This window comes from Microcoleus sp. D3_18_C4, assembly GCF_036702355.1.
Classification (GTDB): Bacteria; Cyanobacteriota; Cyanobacteriia; order Cyanobacteriales; family Microcoleaceae; genus Microcoleus.
In genome coordinates, this window is the sequence record NZ_JAUBTF010000005.1 from 161,390 (window position 1) to 176,903 (window position 15,514).

General features: G+C 48.3%; 25 protein-coding genes and 1 pseudogene. 22 read left to right on the plus strand and 4 right to left on the minus strand.

Annotated elements, in window-relative coordinates; genetic code table 11:
- The first annotated feature begins 126 nt into the window (after positions 1-126).
- From rplE to prfA, 19 genes are all read left to right on the plus strand, one after another.
- A complete protein-coding gene (gene rplE / locus QUA90_RS04235; RefSeq protein WP_006634989.1) occupies positions 127-672 on the plus strand; it encodes a 50S ribosomal protein L5 in 546 nt (181 codons plus the stop codon).
- Between the two features lie 22 nt (positions 673-694).
- Positions 695-1,099, plus strand: a complete 405-nt coding sequence (rpsH, locus tag QUA90_RS04240; RefSeq protein ID WP_190657976.1) for a 30S ribosomal protein S8 — start codon at positions 695-697, stop codon at positions 1,097-1,099.
- A 122-nt stretch (positions 1,100-1,221) separates the two neighbouring features.
- On the plus strand, positions 1,222-1,770 hold the full coding sequence (rplF, locus tag QUA90_RS04245; RefSeq protein WP_333039622.1) for a 50S ribosomal protein L6: 549 nt from the start codon (positions 1,222-1,224) through the stop codon (positions 1,768-1,770).
- Between the two features lie 2 nt (positions 1,771-1,772).
- A complete protein-coding gene (gene rplR, locus QUA90_RS04250; protein ID WP_333039624.1) occupies positions 1,773-2,135 on the plus strand; it encodes a 50S ribosomal protein L18 in 363 nt (120 codons plus the stop codon).
- A gap of 162 nt (positions 2,136-2,297) precedes the next feature.
- Positions 2,298-2,846 (plus strand): 30S ribosomal protein S5, encoded by a 549-nt coding sequence (gene rpsE, locus QUA90_RS04255; RefSeq protein WP_190745441.1) that lies wholly within the window; start codon positions 2,298-2,300, stop codon positions 2,844-2,846.
- 146 nt (positions 2,847-2,992) lie between these two features.
- Entirely contained in the window at positions 2,993-3,439 is a 447-nt protein-coding gene (gene rplO, locus QUA90_RS04260; RefSeq protein WP_006634984.1) for a 50S ribosomal protein L15, read from the plus strand.
- A 102-nt stretch (positions 3,440-3,541) separates the two neighbouring features.
- Positions 3,542-4,846 (plus strand): preprotein translocase subunit SecY, encoded by a 1,305-nt coding sequence (gene secY, locus QUA90_RS04265; RefSeq protein ID WP_333082087.1) that lies wholly within the window; start codon positions 3,542-3,544, stop codon positions 4,844-4,846.
- 5 nt (positions 4,847-4,851) lie between these two features.
- Positions 4,852-5,436: an adenylate kinase gene (locus QUA90_RS04270; RefSeq protein WP_333443993.1), complete on the plus strand. Its 585-nt coding sequence runs from the start codon at positions 4,852-4,854 to the stop codon at positions 5,434-5,436.
- A gap of 293 nt (positions 5,437-5,729) precedes the next feature.
- Positions 5,730-5,954 carry a translation initiation factor IF-1 gene (infA, locus tag QUA90_RS04275; protein WP_006276978.1) on the plus strand — a complete coding sequence of 75 codons (225 nt, stop codon included), beginning with the start codon at positions 5,730-5,732 and terminating at the stop codon, positions 5,952-5,954.
- Positions 5,955-6,322: 368 nt separating this feature from the next.
- The gene (rpmJ, locus tag QUA90_RS04280) at positions 6,323-6,436 is read left to right on the plus strand and encodes a 50S ribosomal protein L36 (protein WP_015178722.1); all 114 of its coding nucleotides are present in this window, start codon (positions 6,323-6,325) and stop codon (positions 6,434-6,436) included.
- Between the two features lie 83 nt (positions 6,437-6,519).
- A complete protein-coding gene (rpsM, locus tag QUA90_RS04285; protein WP_006634981.1) occupies positions 6,520-6,903 on the plus strand; it encodes a 30S ribosomal protein S13 in 384 nt (127 codons plus the stop codon).
- A gap of 84 nt (positions 6,904-6,987) precedes the next feature.
- Positions 6,988-7,386, plus strand: a complete 399-nt coding sequence (gene rpsK, locus QUA90_RS04290) for a 30S ribosomal protein S11 (protein ID WP_332978136.1) — start codon at positions 6,988-6,990, stop codon at positions 7,384-7,386.
- Between the two features lie 174 nt (positions 7,387-7,560).
- Positions 7,561-8,505, plus strand: coding sequence for a DNA-directed RNA polymerase subunit alpha (locus QUA90_RS04295; RefSeq protein WP_332958426.1), 945 nt, complete (start codon positions 7,561-7,563; stop codon positions 8,503-8,505).
- 125 nt (positions 8,506-8,630) lie between these two features.
- The gene (gene rplQ / locus QUA90_RS04300; protein ID WP_190657966.1) at positions 8,631-8,981 is read left to right on the plus strand and encodes a 50S ribosomal protein L17; all 351 of its coding nucleotides are present in this window, start codon (positions 8,631-8,633) and stop codon (positions 8,979-8,981) included.
- Between the two features lie 29 nt (positions 8,982-9,010).
- Positions 9,011-9,853, plus strand: coding sequence for a tRNA pseudouridine(38-40) synthase TruA (truA, locus tag QUA90_RS04305; protein ID WP_190745434.1), 843 nt, complete (start codon positions 9,011-9,013; stop codon positions 9,851-9,853).
- A gap of 132 nt (positions 9,854-9,985) precedes the next feature.
- A complete protein-coding gene (gene rplM, locus QUA90_RS04310) occupies positions 9,986-10,441 on the plus strand; it encodes a 50S ribosomal protein L13 (protein ID WP_015178725.1) in 456 nt (151 codons plus the stop codon).
- Entirely contained in the window at positions 10,441-10,854 is a 414-nt protein-coding gene (rpsI, locus tag QUA90_RS04315; RefSeq protein ID WP_194067224.1) for a 30S ribosomal protein S9, read from the plus strand. Before rplM ends, rpsI begins: the two co-directional genes overlap by 1 nt.
- A 204-nt stretch (positions 10,855-11,058) precedes the next feature.
- Complete coding sequence (rpmE, locus tag QUA90_RS04320) at positions 11,059-11,367, plus strand: 50S ribosomal protein L31 (RefSeq protein ID WP_333059812.1); 309 nt, start codon at positions 11,059-11,061, stop codon at positions 11,365-11,367.
- Between the two features lie 346 nt (positions 11,368-11,713).
- Positions 11,714-12,808 carry a peptide chain release factor 1 gene (prfA, locus tag QUA90_RS04325; protein WP_333039635.1) on the plus strand — a complete coding sequence of 365 codons (1,095 nt, stop codon included), beginning with the start codon at positions 11,714-11,716 and terminating at the stop codon, positions 12,806-12,808.
- Positions 12,809-12,823: 15 nt separating this feature from the next.
- Here prfA and QUA90_RS04330 read toward each other — a convergent pair whose 3' ends face one another.
- Complete coding sequence (locus QUA90_RS04330) at positions 12,824-13,261, minus strand: hypothetical protein (protein WP_333443995.1); 438 nt, start codon at positions 13,259-13,261, stop codon at positions 12,824-12,826.
- A gap of 137 nt (positions 13,262-13,398) precedes the next feature.
- Here QUA90_RS04330 and QUA90_RS04335 point away from each other — a divergent pair, with 137 nt between their 5' ends.
- A complete protein-coding gene (locus QUA90_RS04335) occupies positions 13,399-13,764 on the plus strand; it encodes a helix-turn-helix transcriptional regulator (RefSeq protein WP_333443997.1) in 366 nt (121 codons plus the stop codon).
- Positions 13,757-13,882, plus strand: coding sequence for a hypothetical protein (locus QUA90_RS04340; protein ID WP_333443999.1), 126 nt, complete (start codon positions 13,757-13,759; stop codon positions 13,880-13,882). The genes QUA90_RS04335 and QUA90_RS04340 overlap by 8 nt, the downstream gene beginning before the upstream one ends.
- A gap of 119 nt (positions 13,883-14,001) precedes the next feature.
- Here QUA90_RS04340 and QUA90_RS04345 read toward each other — a convergent pair whose 3' ends face one another.
- Both QUA90_RS04345 and QUA90_RS30405 read right to left on the minus strand, forming a co-directional pair.
- A complete protein-coding gene (locus tag QUA90_RS04345; protein WP_333444002.1) occupies positions 14,002-14,319 on the minus strand; it encodes a hypothetical protein in 318 nt (105 codons plus the stop codon).
- A 17-nt stretch (positions 14,320-14,336) separates the two neighbouring features.
- Positions 14,337-14,555: a pentapeptide repeat-containing protein gene (locus QUA90_RS30405; protein WP_445300088.1), complete on the minus strand. Its 219-nt coding sequence runs from the start codon at positions 14,553-14,555 to the stop codon at positions 14,337-14,339.
- Between the two features lie 155 nt (positions 14,556-14,710).
- Here QUA90_RS30405 and psb34 point away from each other — a divergent pair.
- Positions 14,711-14,836: pseudogene (gene psb34, locus QUA90_RS04350) on the plus strand (photosystem II assembly protein Psb34); the annotation flags it as partial.
- 110 nt (positions 14,837-14,946) lie between these two features.
- On the opposite strand, the gene QUA90_RS04355 reads toward psb34, so the two are convergent.
- The coding region (locus QUA90_RS04355; protein ID WP_333444004.1) for a phospholipase effector Tle1 domain-containing protein at positions 14,947-15,514 on the minus strand (568 nt) is incomplete at its 5' end.

Here is a 15,514-nt window from a genome sequence, read left to right on the forward strand (position 1 = left end):
GTCATTAGACAAATGCTTTCCTGACAACAGTCAACGGACAACTGACAACGGACAACTGACAACGGACAACTGACTACTAATAATTCCCTGACCAAGCCCAGGGACAGTTAACGAAACACAAAAACTATGCCGGACAAACTCAAAGTTCTTTATCAAGGAAAAATCGTTCCCACACTGATGGATCAGTTTAAATATACTAATATCCATCAGGTGCCCAAACTGGTCAAAGTCACAGTGAACCGAGGTTTGGGAGAAGCATCTCAAAACGCTAAGGCACTGGATTCGTCGATCAACGAAATTGGCATCATCACCGGTCAAAAACCAGTGGTGACGCGGGCGAAAAAAGCGATTGCAGGCTTCAAAATCCGCAAAGGAGTACCCGTCGGCGTTATGGTGACGCTGCGCGGCGATCGGATGTACGATTTTCTTGATCGGCTGATCAACCTCGCACTCCCCCGAATCCGCGACTTCCGCGGCATCAGCCCCAAAAGCTTCGACGGGCGCGGCAACTACAGCTTGGGTCTGAGAGAACAGCTAATTTTTCCAGAAATAGAATATGACCGCATCGATCAAATTCGAGGCATGGACATTTCAATTATCACCACAGCAAACACCGACGAAGAAGGACGCGCCTTGCTTAAAGAAATGGGAATGCCGTTCCGGGACAACTAAGCACTAGAGTAAGAAGCAAAAGATGGCAGCTAACGATACCATAGCAGATATGTTGACGCGCATTCGCAATTCTTGCATGGCGCGCCACCAAACAACGCAAATTCCAGCTACAAAAATGACCCGCAGCATCGCCCAAGTCCTCAAAAGTGAAGGCTTCATCGGCGAATTTGAAGAAGCAGAAGCAGAAGGGGTCAAGCGACATTTAGTGCTTTCTCTAAAGTACAAAGGTAAAACTCGCAAGCCCATTATCACGGCACTTAAGCGAGTCAGCAAACCAGGACTGCGCGTTTACTCGAACCGTAAAGAATTGCCCAGAGTGTTAGGCGGAATTGGCATAGCCATTATTTCCACCTCCAGCGGCATTATGACGGATAGAGAAGCTCGACGCCAAGGTTTGGGCGGTGAAGTGCTTTGTTATGTTTGGTAGTCATTAGTCATTAGTCATTAGTCACTGGTCGTTGGCAACCGACTCAAAAATCAATCACTAAGGACTAATAACTAAGCACTAATAATCAAGGACTAATAACTAAAAACAAAGGACAAAAAACTATGTCGCGAATTGGCAAGCGTCCGATTAGCATCCCCACGAAAGTCACCGTCACCCTAGACGGTCAAAAAGTAGCCGTCAAAGGCCCTAAAGGTGAACTTTCCCGAGTTATCCCAGCCGAAATCCTCATGGGAATTGAAGGGGAGACTTTACTCGTTACTCGCCGAGACGAATCTCGCGTCGCCAGACAACTGCACGGCTTGTGCCGCACCCTAGTCGCAAACATGGTCGAAGGTGTATCTCAAGGTTTTCAGCGGCGTCTCGAAATTATCGGCACAGGTTATCGGGCACAGGTTCAAGGACGGAACCTGATTTTAAACGTCGGTTACAGCAAACCCGTTGAAATGCCTCCTCCAGAAGGCATCACAATGGCAGTTGAAGGCAACACCAACGTCATTGTCTCCGGCATTGACAAAGAACTCGTAGGCAATACAGCAGCCCGCATCCGCGCAGTGCGTCCGCCCGAAGTCTACAAAGGCAAAGGCATTCGCTACAGCGGCGAAGTCGTCCGGCGCAAAGCTGGTAAAACAGGCAAAACAGGTAAGAAGTAACAATGAAGCTTACTCGCAAAGAATCAGTCCAGCGCAGACACCGCCGTGTTCGGCGCAAGGTGTTCGGCACCGCCGAACGTCCCAGACTAGCGGTATTTCGTTCAGAGCAGCACATCTACGCTCAAGTAATCGACGACACCGCCCAGCACACTTTGGCCGCCGCGTCAACCCTCGACCCCGAATTGAAGTCAACTCTCAGTTCTGGCGGCAACTGCTCCGCGAGCGTGCAAGTCGGTCAGTTGATTGCCAAACGCTGTTCCAGCGCTGGCATAGTCAAAGTCGTATTCGATCGGGGGGGCAACCTCTATCACGGTCGTGTCAAAGCCCTCGCAGAAGCAGCTCGCGAAGCGGGGTTAGACTTCTAGAGGGGGTAATGGGTAGCGGGTAATGAGTAATTAAAAAGTAAAAAGTCAAAAGTTGAAAGTTAAAAGGCAAAATCCAGATTTCTTCTATTTTTACTTTTTACTCAAACAATTACCACTTGCCGATCGCCTTTCACCAATTACTAATTCCCACAGGACAAAACTATGGCAGAACAAAAAGAACAGCGCAACAAGAAAAAAAGCAGCAGCAACAACAAAGGGCGCGAAAAAGAATCCGAATGGCAAGAACGGGTTGTTCAGATTCGGCGCGTTACCAAAGTAGTCAAAGGTGGTAAAAAACTCAGCTTCCGCGCCATAGTCATTATTGGCAACGAACGCGGTCAAGTTGGAGTAGGAGTCGGCAAAGCTAGCGACGTAATCGGTGCCGTTAAAAAAGGCGTCGCTGACGGCAAAAAGCACCTAATTGAAGTCCCCCTCACCAAATCTAACTCCATCCCTCACCCCATCAACGGTGACGGTGGCGGAGCTAAAGTGATGATGCGGCCGGCCGCTCCAGGAACCGGGGTAATTGCAGGGGGAGCAGTGCGAACTGTTCTCGAACTAGCAGGAGTCCGCAATATCTTAGCCAAACAGCTAGGTTCTGGAAATCCCTTAAACAACGCCCGAGCAGCAGTCAATGCCCTCTCCACCCTCCGCACCTTGTCCGAAGTTGCTCAAGAACGCGGAATTCCAGTAGAAAACCTCTACGGTTAGGGCAGGCGAGAATGGGAAACTGTAAGTTTTGAGTGTTAAGTGCTTGCATGGAAAATAAAAAAATCCGCAACTCAAAACTCACGCACTCAAAACTACTGCGTACCCGCTCTCTAAATACCAATTACCAATTACCAATTACTAAAACTATGAGATTGCAAGACGCCCGACCCAAAGCAGGCTCCCAAAAGCGCCCCCGACGCTTGGGCAGAGGTATTTCTGCCGGTCAAGGCGCGAGCTCCGGCAAAGGGATGCGCGGTCAAAAATCTAGAGCCGGTAGCGGCACTAGACCGGGTTTTGAAGGAGGTCAAAATCCTCTCTACCGCCGTCTCCCCAAGTTGAAAAGCTTCCCTTTAGTGAACCGGAAAGAGTACACTACCATTAATGTAAGTAAATTAGCATCGCTGCCAGCAAACACCGAAGTTACTCTCACCTCTTTGATCCAAGCAAAAATTGTCACCACAGACGACGGGCCGCTGAAAATCTTAGGAGATGGTGAACTGAATGTACCTTTGCAAGTGCGCGCCTCGGCTTTTACCGCAGGTGCTCGCACCAAAATTGAAGCTGCAGGCGGAAGTTGCGAATTAGTTGCGTGAAGATTTGAGGTTTGAGAGTCTGTCCAAATCTCAAATCCTCAACCTTGCTATCAGAAAATGATTTAGTCGAAAATCCCAAATCTAAAATCCAAAATCGTAACTATGGACGTTAGTAGAGAGAAAGCGCCAACTGCACAAGAGACGTTCATGCAGATGGCTCAAGCTGCTGGTTTACGAGGCCGCATCCTCGTAACCGTTGGCTTACTGATTTTAGTACGCCTGGGTGTCCACTTGCCAGTCCCCGGCATTGATCGAGTCGCATTTGCCCAAAACGTCCAAAATAGTCCTTTAATTGGCTTTCTGGACTTGTTCTCAGGAGGCGGCTTGTCAGCGTTGGGGATTTTCGCGTTGGGGATTTTGCCCTACATCAATGCTTCAATTATTGTGCAACTTCTAACTGCGGCTCTGCCAAGCTTAGAAGACTTGCAGAAAAATGAAGGAGAAGCAGGGCGACGCAAAATTTCTCAAATTACTCGCTACGTTTCATTGGGCTGGGCAATTCTGCAAAGTATTGGCATTGCGATTTGGGTCAGCCCTTTTGCTCAATCTCCAGCGCCTTTATTCATAGCACAAACTGCTTTGGCTCTGACAGCCGGATCAATGTTTGTGATGTGGATATCGGAAGTGGTGACGGAACGAGGTATCGGGAACGGAGCGTCGCTGCTGATTTTTATCAATATTGTGTCGGTATTGCCGCGCTCTTTGGGACAAACTTTTGAATTGGCTCAAAGTGGTGACACACAAGTTGTCGGCCGCGTAGTCGTTCTGCTGCTGGTCTTTTTGGTAACGATTGTCGGGATTGTTTTTGTTCAGGAAGGCACTCGCCGCATTCCGATTATTTCGGCCCGTCGCCAAGTCGGCCGCAAAGTTTATCGGGAGAGCCGGAGTTATCTGCCCCTGCGCTTGAATCAAGGCGGAGTGATGCCGATTATTTTTGCATCTTCGGTCTTGATTGTGCCTTCTTTCCTCGCTCAGTCTCTCAATAACCCGTTTTTGGTTCAAGTTGCTAATGTTTTGAGTCCGAACGGCCCTGCCCCTTGGGCTTACGCGCTGTTTTATCTAACTTTGATTCTGTTCTTCAGCTATTTCTACGCTTCGTTGATTGTCAACCCCGTAGATATGTCTCAGAACTTGAAGAAAATGGGCGCTAGCATTCCGGGAATTCGTCCGGGTCAGAAAACGAGTGATTATGTGGAGAAGGTTTTGAACCGTTTGACTTTCTTGGGAGCGATTTTTCTCGGTCTGGTGGCTATTGTACCAACTGCTGTAGAAAGCGCGATCGGAGTGCAAACTTTTAGAGGTTTTGGCGCAACTTCCCTACTGATTCTAGTAGGTGTCGCGATCGAAACTGCTAAGCAAATTCAAACTTACGTCATCTCCCAGCGATATGAAGGAATGGTGAAGTAATCGTAATGCAATTTATTTTCATGGGGCCTCCAGGGGCGGGAAAGGGAACTCAGGCTCAGATATTAGCCGCTCTCTGGAAAATACCCCATATTTCTACGGGCGAAATCCTACGCGCCTGCGTGGTGGCTAAAACTGCCTTGGGCCTAAAGGCGCAAGCTTACATGGACAAGGGTGAGTTGGTTCCCGACCAATTGCTGATGGATATCGTGCAGGAACGCTTGAATGAACCGGACGCGAATGCTGGCTGGATTCTCGACGGCTTTCCCCGCACTGTTGCCCAGGCAACTTTTTTAGACAAACTGCTGCAGGAGCTTAGCGGTGCCCAGGGGAGTACATCAAACCCGAAATTTGGTCTCAAAGCTGTTAATCTCGACGTGCCTGACGACATTTTGGTGTCTCGCCTGCTGTCGCGGGGCCGGCAGGATGACAATGAGGAGACGATCCGCCGCAGGTTGCAAGTTTATCGCGAGCAAACTGAGCCTTTGATTGATTTTTACAGTGACCGTCAACAGTTAGTTGCGGTTGATGGCGATCGAGCAATGGAATTAGTCACCGCAGAACTCCAACAATCTCTCTCTGGCGACTCTTGAACCCTCTCAATACAGCTTGTTACTCACCAGCTTTTGCTAAGATATGTTAACTAGGAGCTTTTTGTGCTATCAGGTTTTGTGAGGGTTGCTAGAAACTGGATTGAACTCGATACTAATTGCCAGAACTTTACTCAAGTAAAGCCAAAGTGAGCGGTTAATTGAGTCTTTAAGTCGATCGAGTCGCCCTAATTATTGCCCCCCGCTCCCGTTTGACTCCTACCAGTAAATAGGTTTGGAGGCCAACGCCGGGACACTCCTAGTTAATCAAATGTAGAGTTGAGGTAAATACCAAATTGTCTAAGCAAGATTTAATTGAAATGGAAGGGACAGTGACGGAATCCCTGCCCAATGCGATGTTTCGCGTTGACCTAGATAATGGGTTTAACGTGCTGGCTCACATTTCCGGCAAGATCCGCCGCAACTACATCAAAATTCTGCCTGGCGATCGCGTCAAAGTCGAATTGACTCCCTATGACTTGACCAAAGGCAGGATTACTTATCGCCTTCGGAAAAAATAGGCTTAGATAAAACTTTCTAAAAACGAATTCTAAGTTTAATTTAGAGAGAATTTGGTAAAAAGCTTCAAATTTATGCTATAATGCTACGTTTGTAGTGTTGCCGAGAAGGGCGTCAACAACCTACCGGTGTACCGGGTTAAGTCATTGTTACACCGTAAAAGTATCGCTCGCCAACACTCTGGCGCAGGCGAACTTTACCCAGCAATGGGAGTGGGTGCAAGCGGGCTCCTTCATGAAACAACCCGCACTTTATACAATTTAATCGAGGAGAGGTCTACACCTTGCCCAGCCTCTCCTCCCACCGCTCTACTGGCAGTCCCAGCGTGCCTGTTCTCCGCTAGAGCGGGGTTCTCCAGGCAGGAAGAAAGATGAAAGTTCGAGCATCTGTCAAAAAAATTTGTGAGAAATGTCGCGTCATCCGCCGTCGCGGTCGAGTGATGGTGATATGCACTAACCCGAAACACAAACAGCGCCAAGGTTAGAAAAAACGAAGATTGGGCACTGCACGCAGGTGCATCCTAATTGAACATTGTAGCCAAACAGGAAAACTAGGGAGACAAAAAGTGTGGCACGGATTGCCGGGGTAGACCTTCCACGCGATAAGCGCGTCGAAATAGGTCTGACATACATTTACGGAATAGGCTTGTCGCGGGCCCAAAAAATTATCGCTGCAACAGGCGTCAATCCTGACACTCGCGTCAAGGATTTAACAGAGGCCGACGTGACAGCTCTGCGGGCTCATGTAGAAACCACATACCAAATCGAAGGAGACCTCCGGCGCTGGGAGTCAATGAACATCAAGCGCCTGATGGACATCGGAACTTATCGCGGTCGGCGTCACCGTTTGGGTCTGCCGGTGCGGGGACAACGAACCCGTACCAACGCCAGAACCCGTCGTGGCGTCCGCCGAACAGTTGCGGGCAAGAAAAAGGCACCTTCCAAGAAGTAACATCTTTTTTGGAAAAATACGCTGGGGGCTGCTGGCTCCTAGCGCTTCTGGACATTAGTTGAGAGAAACGTTAAAGAGACTAATATGGCGCGACCACAAACAGGCAAGAAATCTGGTGCAAAAAAGCAGAAACGGAATGTACCCAATGGGGTAGGCTACATCCAGTCTACCTTTAACAACACGATTGTAACTATTACCGACCTCAACGGTGAAGTGATATCCTGGGCATCGGCAGGTTCCAGCGGTTTTAAAGGAGCTAAAAAGGGAACTCCCTTTGCCGCTCAAACAGCAGCAGAAAGTGCTGCCCGCAGAGCCAACGACCAAGGAATGCGCCAAATAGAAGTAATGGTGAGCGGGCCCGGAGCAGGTAGAGAAACTGCAATCCGGGCGCTGCAAGGGGCGGGACTGGAAATCACCCTGATTAGAGATGTTACCCCAATTCCTCACAACGGCTGTCGCCCTCCCAAGCGGCGTAGAGTCTAAAACGATTTGAGATTTTAGATTTTAGATTTTGGATAATGGCTAACTGCTTAAAGTCAAAAACTAATGGTTCTAACTGTTGCCCCGTCCATCCAAAATCCGAAATCCGTTCAGGGGTATGCTCTGCAATCTAAAATCCAAAATCAAAAATCCAAAGTGGAAAAGGGAGGTCACTCCGTGGCGCAGTTTCAAATTGAATGTATAGAGTCTAACACTGACAAAGACCGCAGTCAGTACGGAAAATTTGTCCTGGAACCGCTCGATCGCGGTCAAGGAACAACTGTTGGGAATGCGCTTCGGCGAGTTCTGCTGTCAAATTTGGAAGGAACGGCAGTAACTTCAGTCCGAATCGCGGGCGTCAATCACGAGTTTGCCACGATCGAAGGGGTACGTGAGGATGTTCTAGAAATTCTCCTGAACATGAAAGAGGTGGTCCTCAAAACTCATTCTCAGCAGCCGCAAATCGGCAGGTTGCGGATTGAGGGGCCTGTCACAGTTACGGCCGATAGATTCGATTTGCCCTCAGAGGTGGAATTGATTGATCGCTCCCAGTACATTGCAACTCTCTCGCCCGGCTCAGTTCTGGAAATGGAATTCAGAATTGAAAAAGGCATCGGATACCGAGCAGTAGACCGCAGTCGCGATGATGGGTCGGCTTTGGATTTTCTCCAAATTGACGCTATCTTTATGCCGATTCGCAGAGTCAACTACAGCGTTGAAGATGCTAGGGTAGGCGGCACGGTCGAGAAAGACCGGCTGATTATGGAAATCTGGACTGATGGCAGCGTGACGCCTCAAGAAGCTTTGAGTCAATCTGCCCACATCCTGGTAGATTTATTTGCACCTCTCAAAGACATCACCCAAGATTCTCTCAAACCAGAGTATCCAGGTGAAGCCGATCCTACCAGCCAAATCCCGATCGAAGAATTGCAGTTGTCCGTCCGGGCTTACAACTGTCTCAAGCGGGCTCAGATCAACTCAGTCGCAGACTTATTGGATTATACCCAAGAAGACTTGCTCGAGATCAAGAACTTCGGGCAGAAGTCTGCCGAAGAAGTGATTGAAGCTTTACAAAAACGCTTGGGCATTACCTTGCCACAGGAAAAATCAGCTAAAAGTTAATCAACGGGTAACGGGTAAAAAAGTTCTGAATTTTAAGTAGGTGAGTTTTTAAGTTAAAGAAATCACCGCTCAAAACTCGCGGACTATCCCGGCACCCAATTACCAATTACCAATTACCAACTGCTATGCGTCACCGCTGTCGCGTTCCCCAACTCAACAAACCGGCTGACCAGCGCCGCGCCCTGCTGCGCTCGCTGACCACCGAATTAATCCGCCACGGTAAAATTACTACCACTCTCGCCCGCGCCAAAGCGCTGCGCCCAGAGGCGGACAGAATGATTACCCTGGCAAAAGATGGCTCATTGGCCGCTCGCCGGCAAGCTATGGGCTTTATCTACGACAAACAGTTAGTACACGCCTTGTTTGAAGCAGCCCAAGAACGGTACGGCTCGCGCAACGGCGGCTACACCCGCGTCGTGCGAACTGTCCCCCGTCAAGGAGACAATTCCGAAATGGCGATCGTTGAACTGGTTTAATTCAATTTTGGGTTGGAGATTTGTGATTTATGACTGACAATCCAAAATCCCCAATCGAAAATCCCCAATCGATACAGCGCGTTGCTCTAGTAATCCAATACCTCGGCACTAACTTTCACGGTTGGCAGCGACAGCCGAACCAGCGTACAGTACAAGAAGAAATTGAAACAGCAATATCGACTGTTCTGGAACGCCCGGTAACGCTGCACGCTGCTGGGAGAACCGATGCGGGAGTTCACGCCGCTGCTCAAGTAGCGCATTTTGATGCCCACGGCCCAATTCCCGCTCACCGCTGGGCAAGCGTTCTCAACTCTCGACTGGCAAAAGATATTTTAATTCGAGCTTCGGCAAAGGTGGAACCTACCTGGCACGCTCGGTTCTCAGCCAGTTGGCGGCGCTATCGCTATACCCTTTATACAGACCCGACCCCTAATTTGTTTGTGCGTCCTTTTGCTTGGCACTGCTATCACGCCCCTGTGGATGAATCTTTGATTCAGACAGCTTTGACACCGCTCATCGGGCGGCATCACCTGGCTGCTTTCCACCGCGCGGGATCTGCCCGCCCCCATTCCTGGGTGGACGTGCAAGCGGCCGAGTGTCAGCGTTCTGGGCCTCTTATCTATATTGAGGTTCAGGCGAGCGGGTTTCTGTACGGGATGATGCGGCTGCTGGTGGGGTTGCTGGTGCAGGTGGGTCGCGGGGAAAGGCCGATCGACAATTTCACAGATATCTGGGTCAACGAACGCCGAGAAATGGTAAAATATGCCGCTCCCGCTCAAGGTTTGTGCCTGCTGCGGGTTGGCTATTCAGAATTTCCCTTCCCCCCAGATGTGTGGTACGACACTCAGCCAAAATTAGTCATTAGTCATTAGTCATTAGTCATTAGTCATTAGGTAACTACTAATAAAAAACTAAGGACAACTAACAATTAAAAACTGACAACTGACAACTGACAACTGACAACTAACAACAGTTAACAGTTAATAGACAACTAACAACAAACAATGAACAAAACTTACGTCCCTACTCAAGACTCCCTAGAGCACAAGTGGTACGTGGTCGATGCCGCCGACCAGCGGCTGGGCCGTCTGGCAACTGAAGTTGCCATGTACCTCCGGGGGAAACACAAACCGACTTACACCCCTTCTATGGATACCGGCGACTTCGTAATAGTCATCAATGCTGACAAAATCGCTGTTACTGGCAAAAAACGCACCCAGAAAATCTACCGCCGCCATTCTGGAAGACCGGGCGGCATGAAAACAGAAACTTTTGCCAAATTGCAAGCACGTTTGCCCGAAAGAATTGTCGAAGAAGCGATACGAGGAATGCTGCCTCACACTTCTCTTGGCAGACAATTGTTTACTAAACTGAAGGTGTACGCTGGCCCCAACCACCCGCACCAAGCTCAAAAACCAGAAGAATTAATTGTTCACACGATTCCGGGAGGAAATGAGTAATGCAAGCAACAGATACATCCGGTCGCGCTGTGTACTGGGGTACCGGCCGCCGCAAGTGTTCCGTAGCGCGGGTGCGCTTGGTTCCCGGCACTGGCATACTGACAGTCAATGGTAAAGAGGGGGATTTGTACCTGCAATTCAACCCTACTTATTTGGCTCTGGCTAAGGCCCCTCTGGAAACTTTGGGTCTGGAAAATGAGTACGACATTTTGGTGAAAGTCGAAGGCGGTGGCTTAACAGGTCAGGCTGACTCGATTCGCTTGGGTGTCGCTAGAGCACTTTGTCAATTAGACCCGGACAACCGCAAGCCTCTGAAGACTGAGGGCTATTTGACTCGCGACCCGCGGGCAAAAGAACGGAAAAAGTACGGTTTGCGGAAAGCTCGCAAAGCTCCTCAATACTCGAAGCGGTAATCGAGGGAAGAAGGAAGAAGGAAGAAGGAAGAAGGAAAAGGCAAAAATTATCTATCCAGATTTTATCGGTCTTTTTTTGAAGTTTATTTCCCATTCCTGATTCCTGGTTCCAACAGATATAAGGCAAAATTCGTGCAGTTGTTGGTGTACAAGTCCTGCGGCAGCTAAAATGGTTGTAAAGTCAAAAACTAGAGAGTAAAAACAATGGCAAAAGATGGCATTCACCCTGAGTGGTATCCCGAATCTCAGGTTTATTGCAACGGGGAACTTGTGATGACTGTGGGATCAACTAGACCAAAGCTTCAAGTTGATGTCTGGTCGGGAAATCATCCTTTTTATACTGGCACTCAGAAGATTATTGATACTGAAGGTCGTGTGGAGCGCTTTATGCGGAAATACGGCATGACCGAGGTAGAAATGCCGAAGGCAGATGCTTCCTCTGGACCGCTGAAAATGGAAGATCCGAAAGCAGATGCTGCTAAGGCTGCTGGTAAAGGCAAAAAGAAGAAGTAGCCGGATTGTCATTTGTCCGCTGTTTGTTGAGAGTAGTTCTTTCTACTGGCAACTTACCGCCCTCGGATTTTAGATTTTAGATTGAAGACTTCGCTATGCAGGCAGTAGAGTTCGATCGCGTAGAGTTTGATCGACATTCTATCCTAACTGCTCTTGAGTTCTAAAATCTAAAATCTAAAATCTAAAATCTAAAATCGATCCGCCCTCGGATGGGAGAGTTTAGATCGAAGACTTCGCTATGCAGGCAGTTGAGTTCTATCGAGATTCTATCCCAACTGTTCTTCAAATCTAAAATCTAAAATCTAAAATCTAAAATCTAAAATCGATTGACAAAGGACAACTGACAATGGCTGAATCTTATTTGCTGGATAAATTGAAGTCGGTAGAGCAAACTTTTAATGAGTTGACTCGCCGCATGGCTGACCCGGATGTGGCTAGGGACAATCAAGAGTTTCAACGGGTAGCGAAAGCTCGATCGTCCTTGGAGGAAGTGGTCGATACTTTTGCTTTGTGGAAAACCACTCAGGAAGATTTAGTAGGTGCCCGACAGGTTCTCAAGGAAGCCGCGGGCGATCGAGATATGCAAGAAATGGCTGCGCTGGAAGTTCAGGAACTTGAGGCGAAGCTGGAGAGTTTGGAAAGTCGTTTGAAGGTTTTGCTGCTCCCCCGCGACCCGAACGATGACAAGAATATTATGCTGGAAATTCGGGCCGGTACTGGCGGTGATGAGGCTAGTATTTGGGCGGGAGATTTGCTGCGGCTGTATTCCCGTTACGCTCAAACTCAAGGCTGGCAGGTGAAGTTGGTGAGCGAGTCGCTGGCGGAAATGGGCGGGTTTAAAGAAGTGATTCTGGAAGTTACAGGCGACAGCGTTTACAGCAAGCTGAAGTTTGAGGCTGGGGTACACCGGGTGCAGCGAGTGCCTGTGACTGAAGCTGGCGGCCGGGTGCATACTTCGACGGCGACGGTGGCTGTGATGCCGGAGGTTGATGATGTGGAGATTCACATCGATCCGAAGGATATTGAGATGAGTACGGCTCGATCGGGCGGCGCTGGCGGTCAAAATGTGAACAAGGTGGAAACTGCTGCGGATTTGTTTCACAAGCCGACGGGAATTCGGATTTTCTGTACTGAGGAGCGCAGTCAGTTGCAGAATAAGGAGCGGGCGATGCAGATTTTGCGGGCTAAGCTCTATGAGATGAAGTTGCGGGAGCAGCAGGATGAGGTGAAGTCGCGGCGTTTGGCTCAGGTTGGTACTGGTTCGCGATCGGAGAAGATTCGCACTTACAACTATAAGGACAATCGGGCTACGGACCACCGTTTGGGGGAGAATTTCTCGCTCAATAGTGTTTTGGAAGGGGATATTGAGGGGATTATTCAAACTTGCATTTCTCAGGATCAGCAGGAACGTTTGGCTGAGTTGGCTGCTTCTACTAATTGATGGAGTGATGGGGGGCTAGGCACATTGTTTGCTCAGCCTCAGTTCCCTTGTTACGCGGGAGATCTGGTTGAGTAGGGCTTCCCAAATTGCATCGGCGATCGCCACTGGATATTTGAAATGTTCGAGGTCGTATTGTACAATGACTTCTAGGGGTGCTAGGATTTGCTGGTTTCGACAACGGGCAATTGCTGCGTTCGCCTCTTGTTCCCATCTGGCAAATAGTCTGTAGCTGAAAAAGGAACTGCATTTTTGTCCTTTCTTGTTCAGGTAAACGACTATTACTTGATGTTGTTTGGGGTAAACTTTGACTATGTGTTTTACGGGCATTCTCAGGGCTTCGGCTGCTTCTATTTTGGAGATTTGCCAGCGCTGGGGTTTGAGCCAACCGGAGGCTGTCAGGCTTTGACGGGTGTGGCTGGGCTTGTGAGTTTTTTGAGTCCGTCTCTTGGTCATTGCTATTTCTCCTAAATCCGTTTTCATTAAAATTAAAAAATTCAATCTAATTAAAAAATATCTGTTAAATCTTCTCCTGTCAAGCAAGACAGGTAAATTTGTTGGTACACAAGTAAACTAGGAATTGTGGTTATCTCGTGGCTGATACCGTGGACGCAGAAGCTAAGAAAAAACTGAGTGAGGTTGTTAAATTAGCGCGGGGCTCGATGAGTCTGACTGCTTTTGGCAAGCTGTTGGGAGTTTCTGCTGCTTCTGTCTTGTATTGGGAAAAGGGGCAGGTAATTCCAGATACGAAAAATTTGACTCAGATTGCGACAAGAGCAGGCTTTACGATGGAAGAGCTCATGGCTCACCTCGAAGGCAAGCCGGTGCAGGAACCTCTGGATACCAACGAGCTGCTTAAGAAAATCCAATGTATGCCACTGAGTGACTTAGCAGTGATTGTTCGAGCTGGTATGGAGCGACTGGCTGCTGCTGCTTTAGCTTCTGGGAAGTATGGTTGATCTGGTACAAATCCCGATCGCCCTTAAAAATTTCCACCACTCGTGCATATCACAAACCGAGGAATTTGTCAAGGTCAAATCTACTTTGTTACGGAGTGCGATCGCCCTTATCGACTGACGCACTCCGACAAAGAAACCTGGTTTTTTACCGAATCTGCGGGATACAACGAAGTATTATCCTAAAAAACCCGGTTTCTGGGCCCCTATGCGATCGCCCTTATCAGAAAACCACTCGCCCTATCCCTGACTCAATATGTCTAAAAATTCTCGGACAATGCGATCGGGTTCTTCTGTGCATCTGTTAGCGTCGCAATAGTGGATGATGCTGATACCGTGAGATGCAAACAGGCGATCGCGCGTTTCATCTTTTTCTGTGTCGGGATGCCCTATTTCCAGAATACCCCATTTGCCTTGGTGAAATATGAGGAAATCTGGTTCTTGGTTTTGTCTACCTGCGGGTGTTGTAAGGCGGGCTTTGGAGTTGGGGAAAAAGAGGGTGTTTGTGCGATCGAGCGCTTCGGCTATTTTTACGTGTTCTTGGCTGTGAAAGCGCAAATCATTCCAGTGATAAATTAGTTCTTCAGGGTTTGATAAATTTCCTTGGTTATTTGCAACTTCATTCTTGATAATTTCATCTGACAGTCTATTCTATTATAATCAGCTAAAATTGCACCATGTAAATCGGCTGACGAATAAGATTCACTTAAGTTTGCGAATGATAGTCTGGCTCCTGTTAAGTTAGCACCGCTATCGTAGAGCCTTTGTCCTGCTGCATTTTTGATATGAGAGATTTTCCCTTCCGGAGCGTACTTTCGAGCGTGTGTTTGGACTTAAACCCAGAAACTCGACCGCTTTTCATCAGTGGGACGTAAGGTATATCCATCTGTGAGCGTATGCTAACAAATGGGAGCCAAATAGCAGCTAGTTAACAACCCTCAACAACTACGCCATCGTGCCGAAAAAGTCTTACGCTCAGTACCCTTCAACCGAACAACAGCGTCAATATGCCCTTCAAGATGTCGGTGCCCTCTTGTTGGTAACGCTGCTAGTGTTGATTGCTGTCGCTGCCTAAAAAATCAGCTTCTGCAACTGCTTTAAGAAAGCGGGCTTAACTCATAAATACCTCTTTAAGTTATGGGTCAAGATTCAATTTTGTGCTCAGCTTTGGGATAATTTAGCTTGCTAAAATCCACAAGGAGATGGAGACCACGCATCAAGCTGTTCCTGAAACTCCATAAGATTTTCAGAGCGATCGGGGCAAGAGGGATCGTTCCAACGCCTTTTCACACTTTCATGCAGAGCGGAAAAGCCATCTTTTACCTTACGTAGCTTTACACCTCCGAGCGAAAACGGCCATTTTGGTTGATTATCAAAAGGCGTATCATATCTCGGTTCGATTCCATCTTCAACGAGAGTTTTATCCAGGTCTAGTCCCAGTTTTTCAACTTCCTCCATCATCCAAAGTAAAGCTCCATCCGATAATCCGCACTCTTCTTTACAACCACCGCCAATACATCCATGACCTCCAGGGAACCAAACTTGAGTGACTTGTTCTTTTCCGCGGGAAGAGTGCGGTTCCATTAGTGTAGCATCAAAAACGGCACGGATTTCATCAATCGCCACTGCATGAATAGCCTTCTCGATTGTGGGATTAACTCTGTCGTCATAAAAACTACAGGGGATTCCAGGTTTATGAAGTACAGTAGCAGCAGCTTGTAAACCAGTTTTTAAAGTGCTTAATATTAACCAA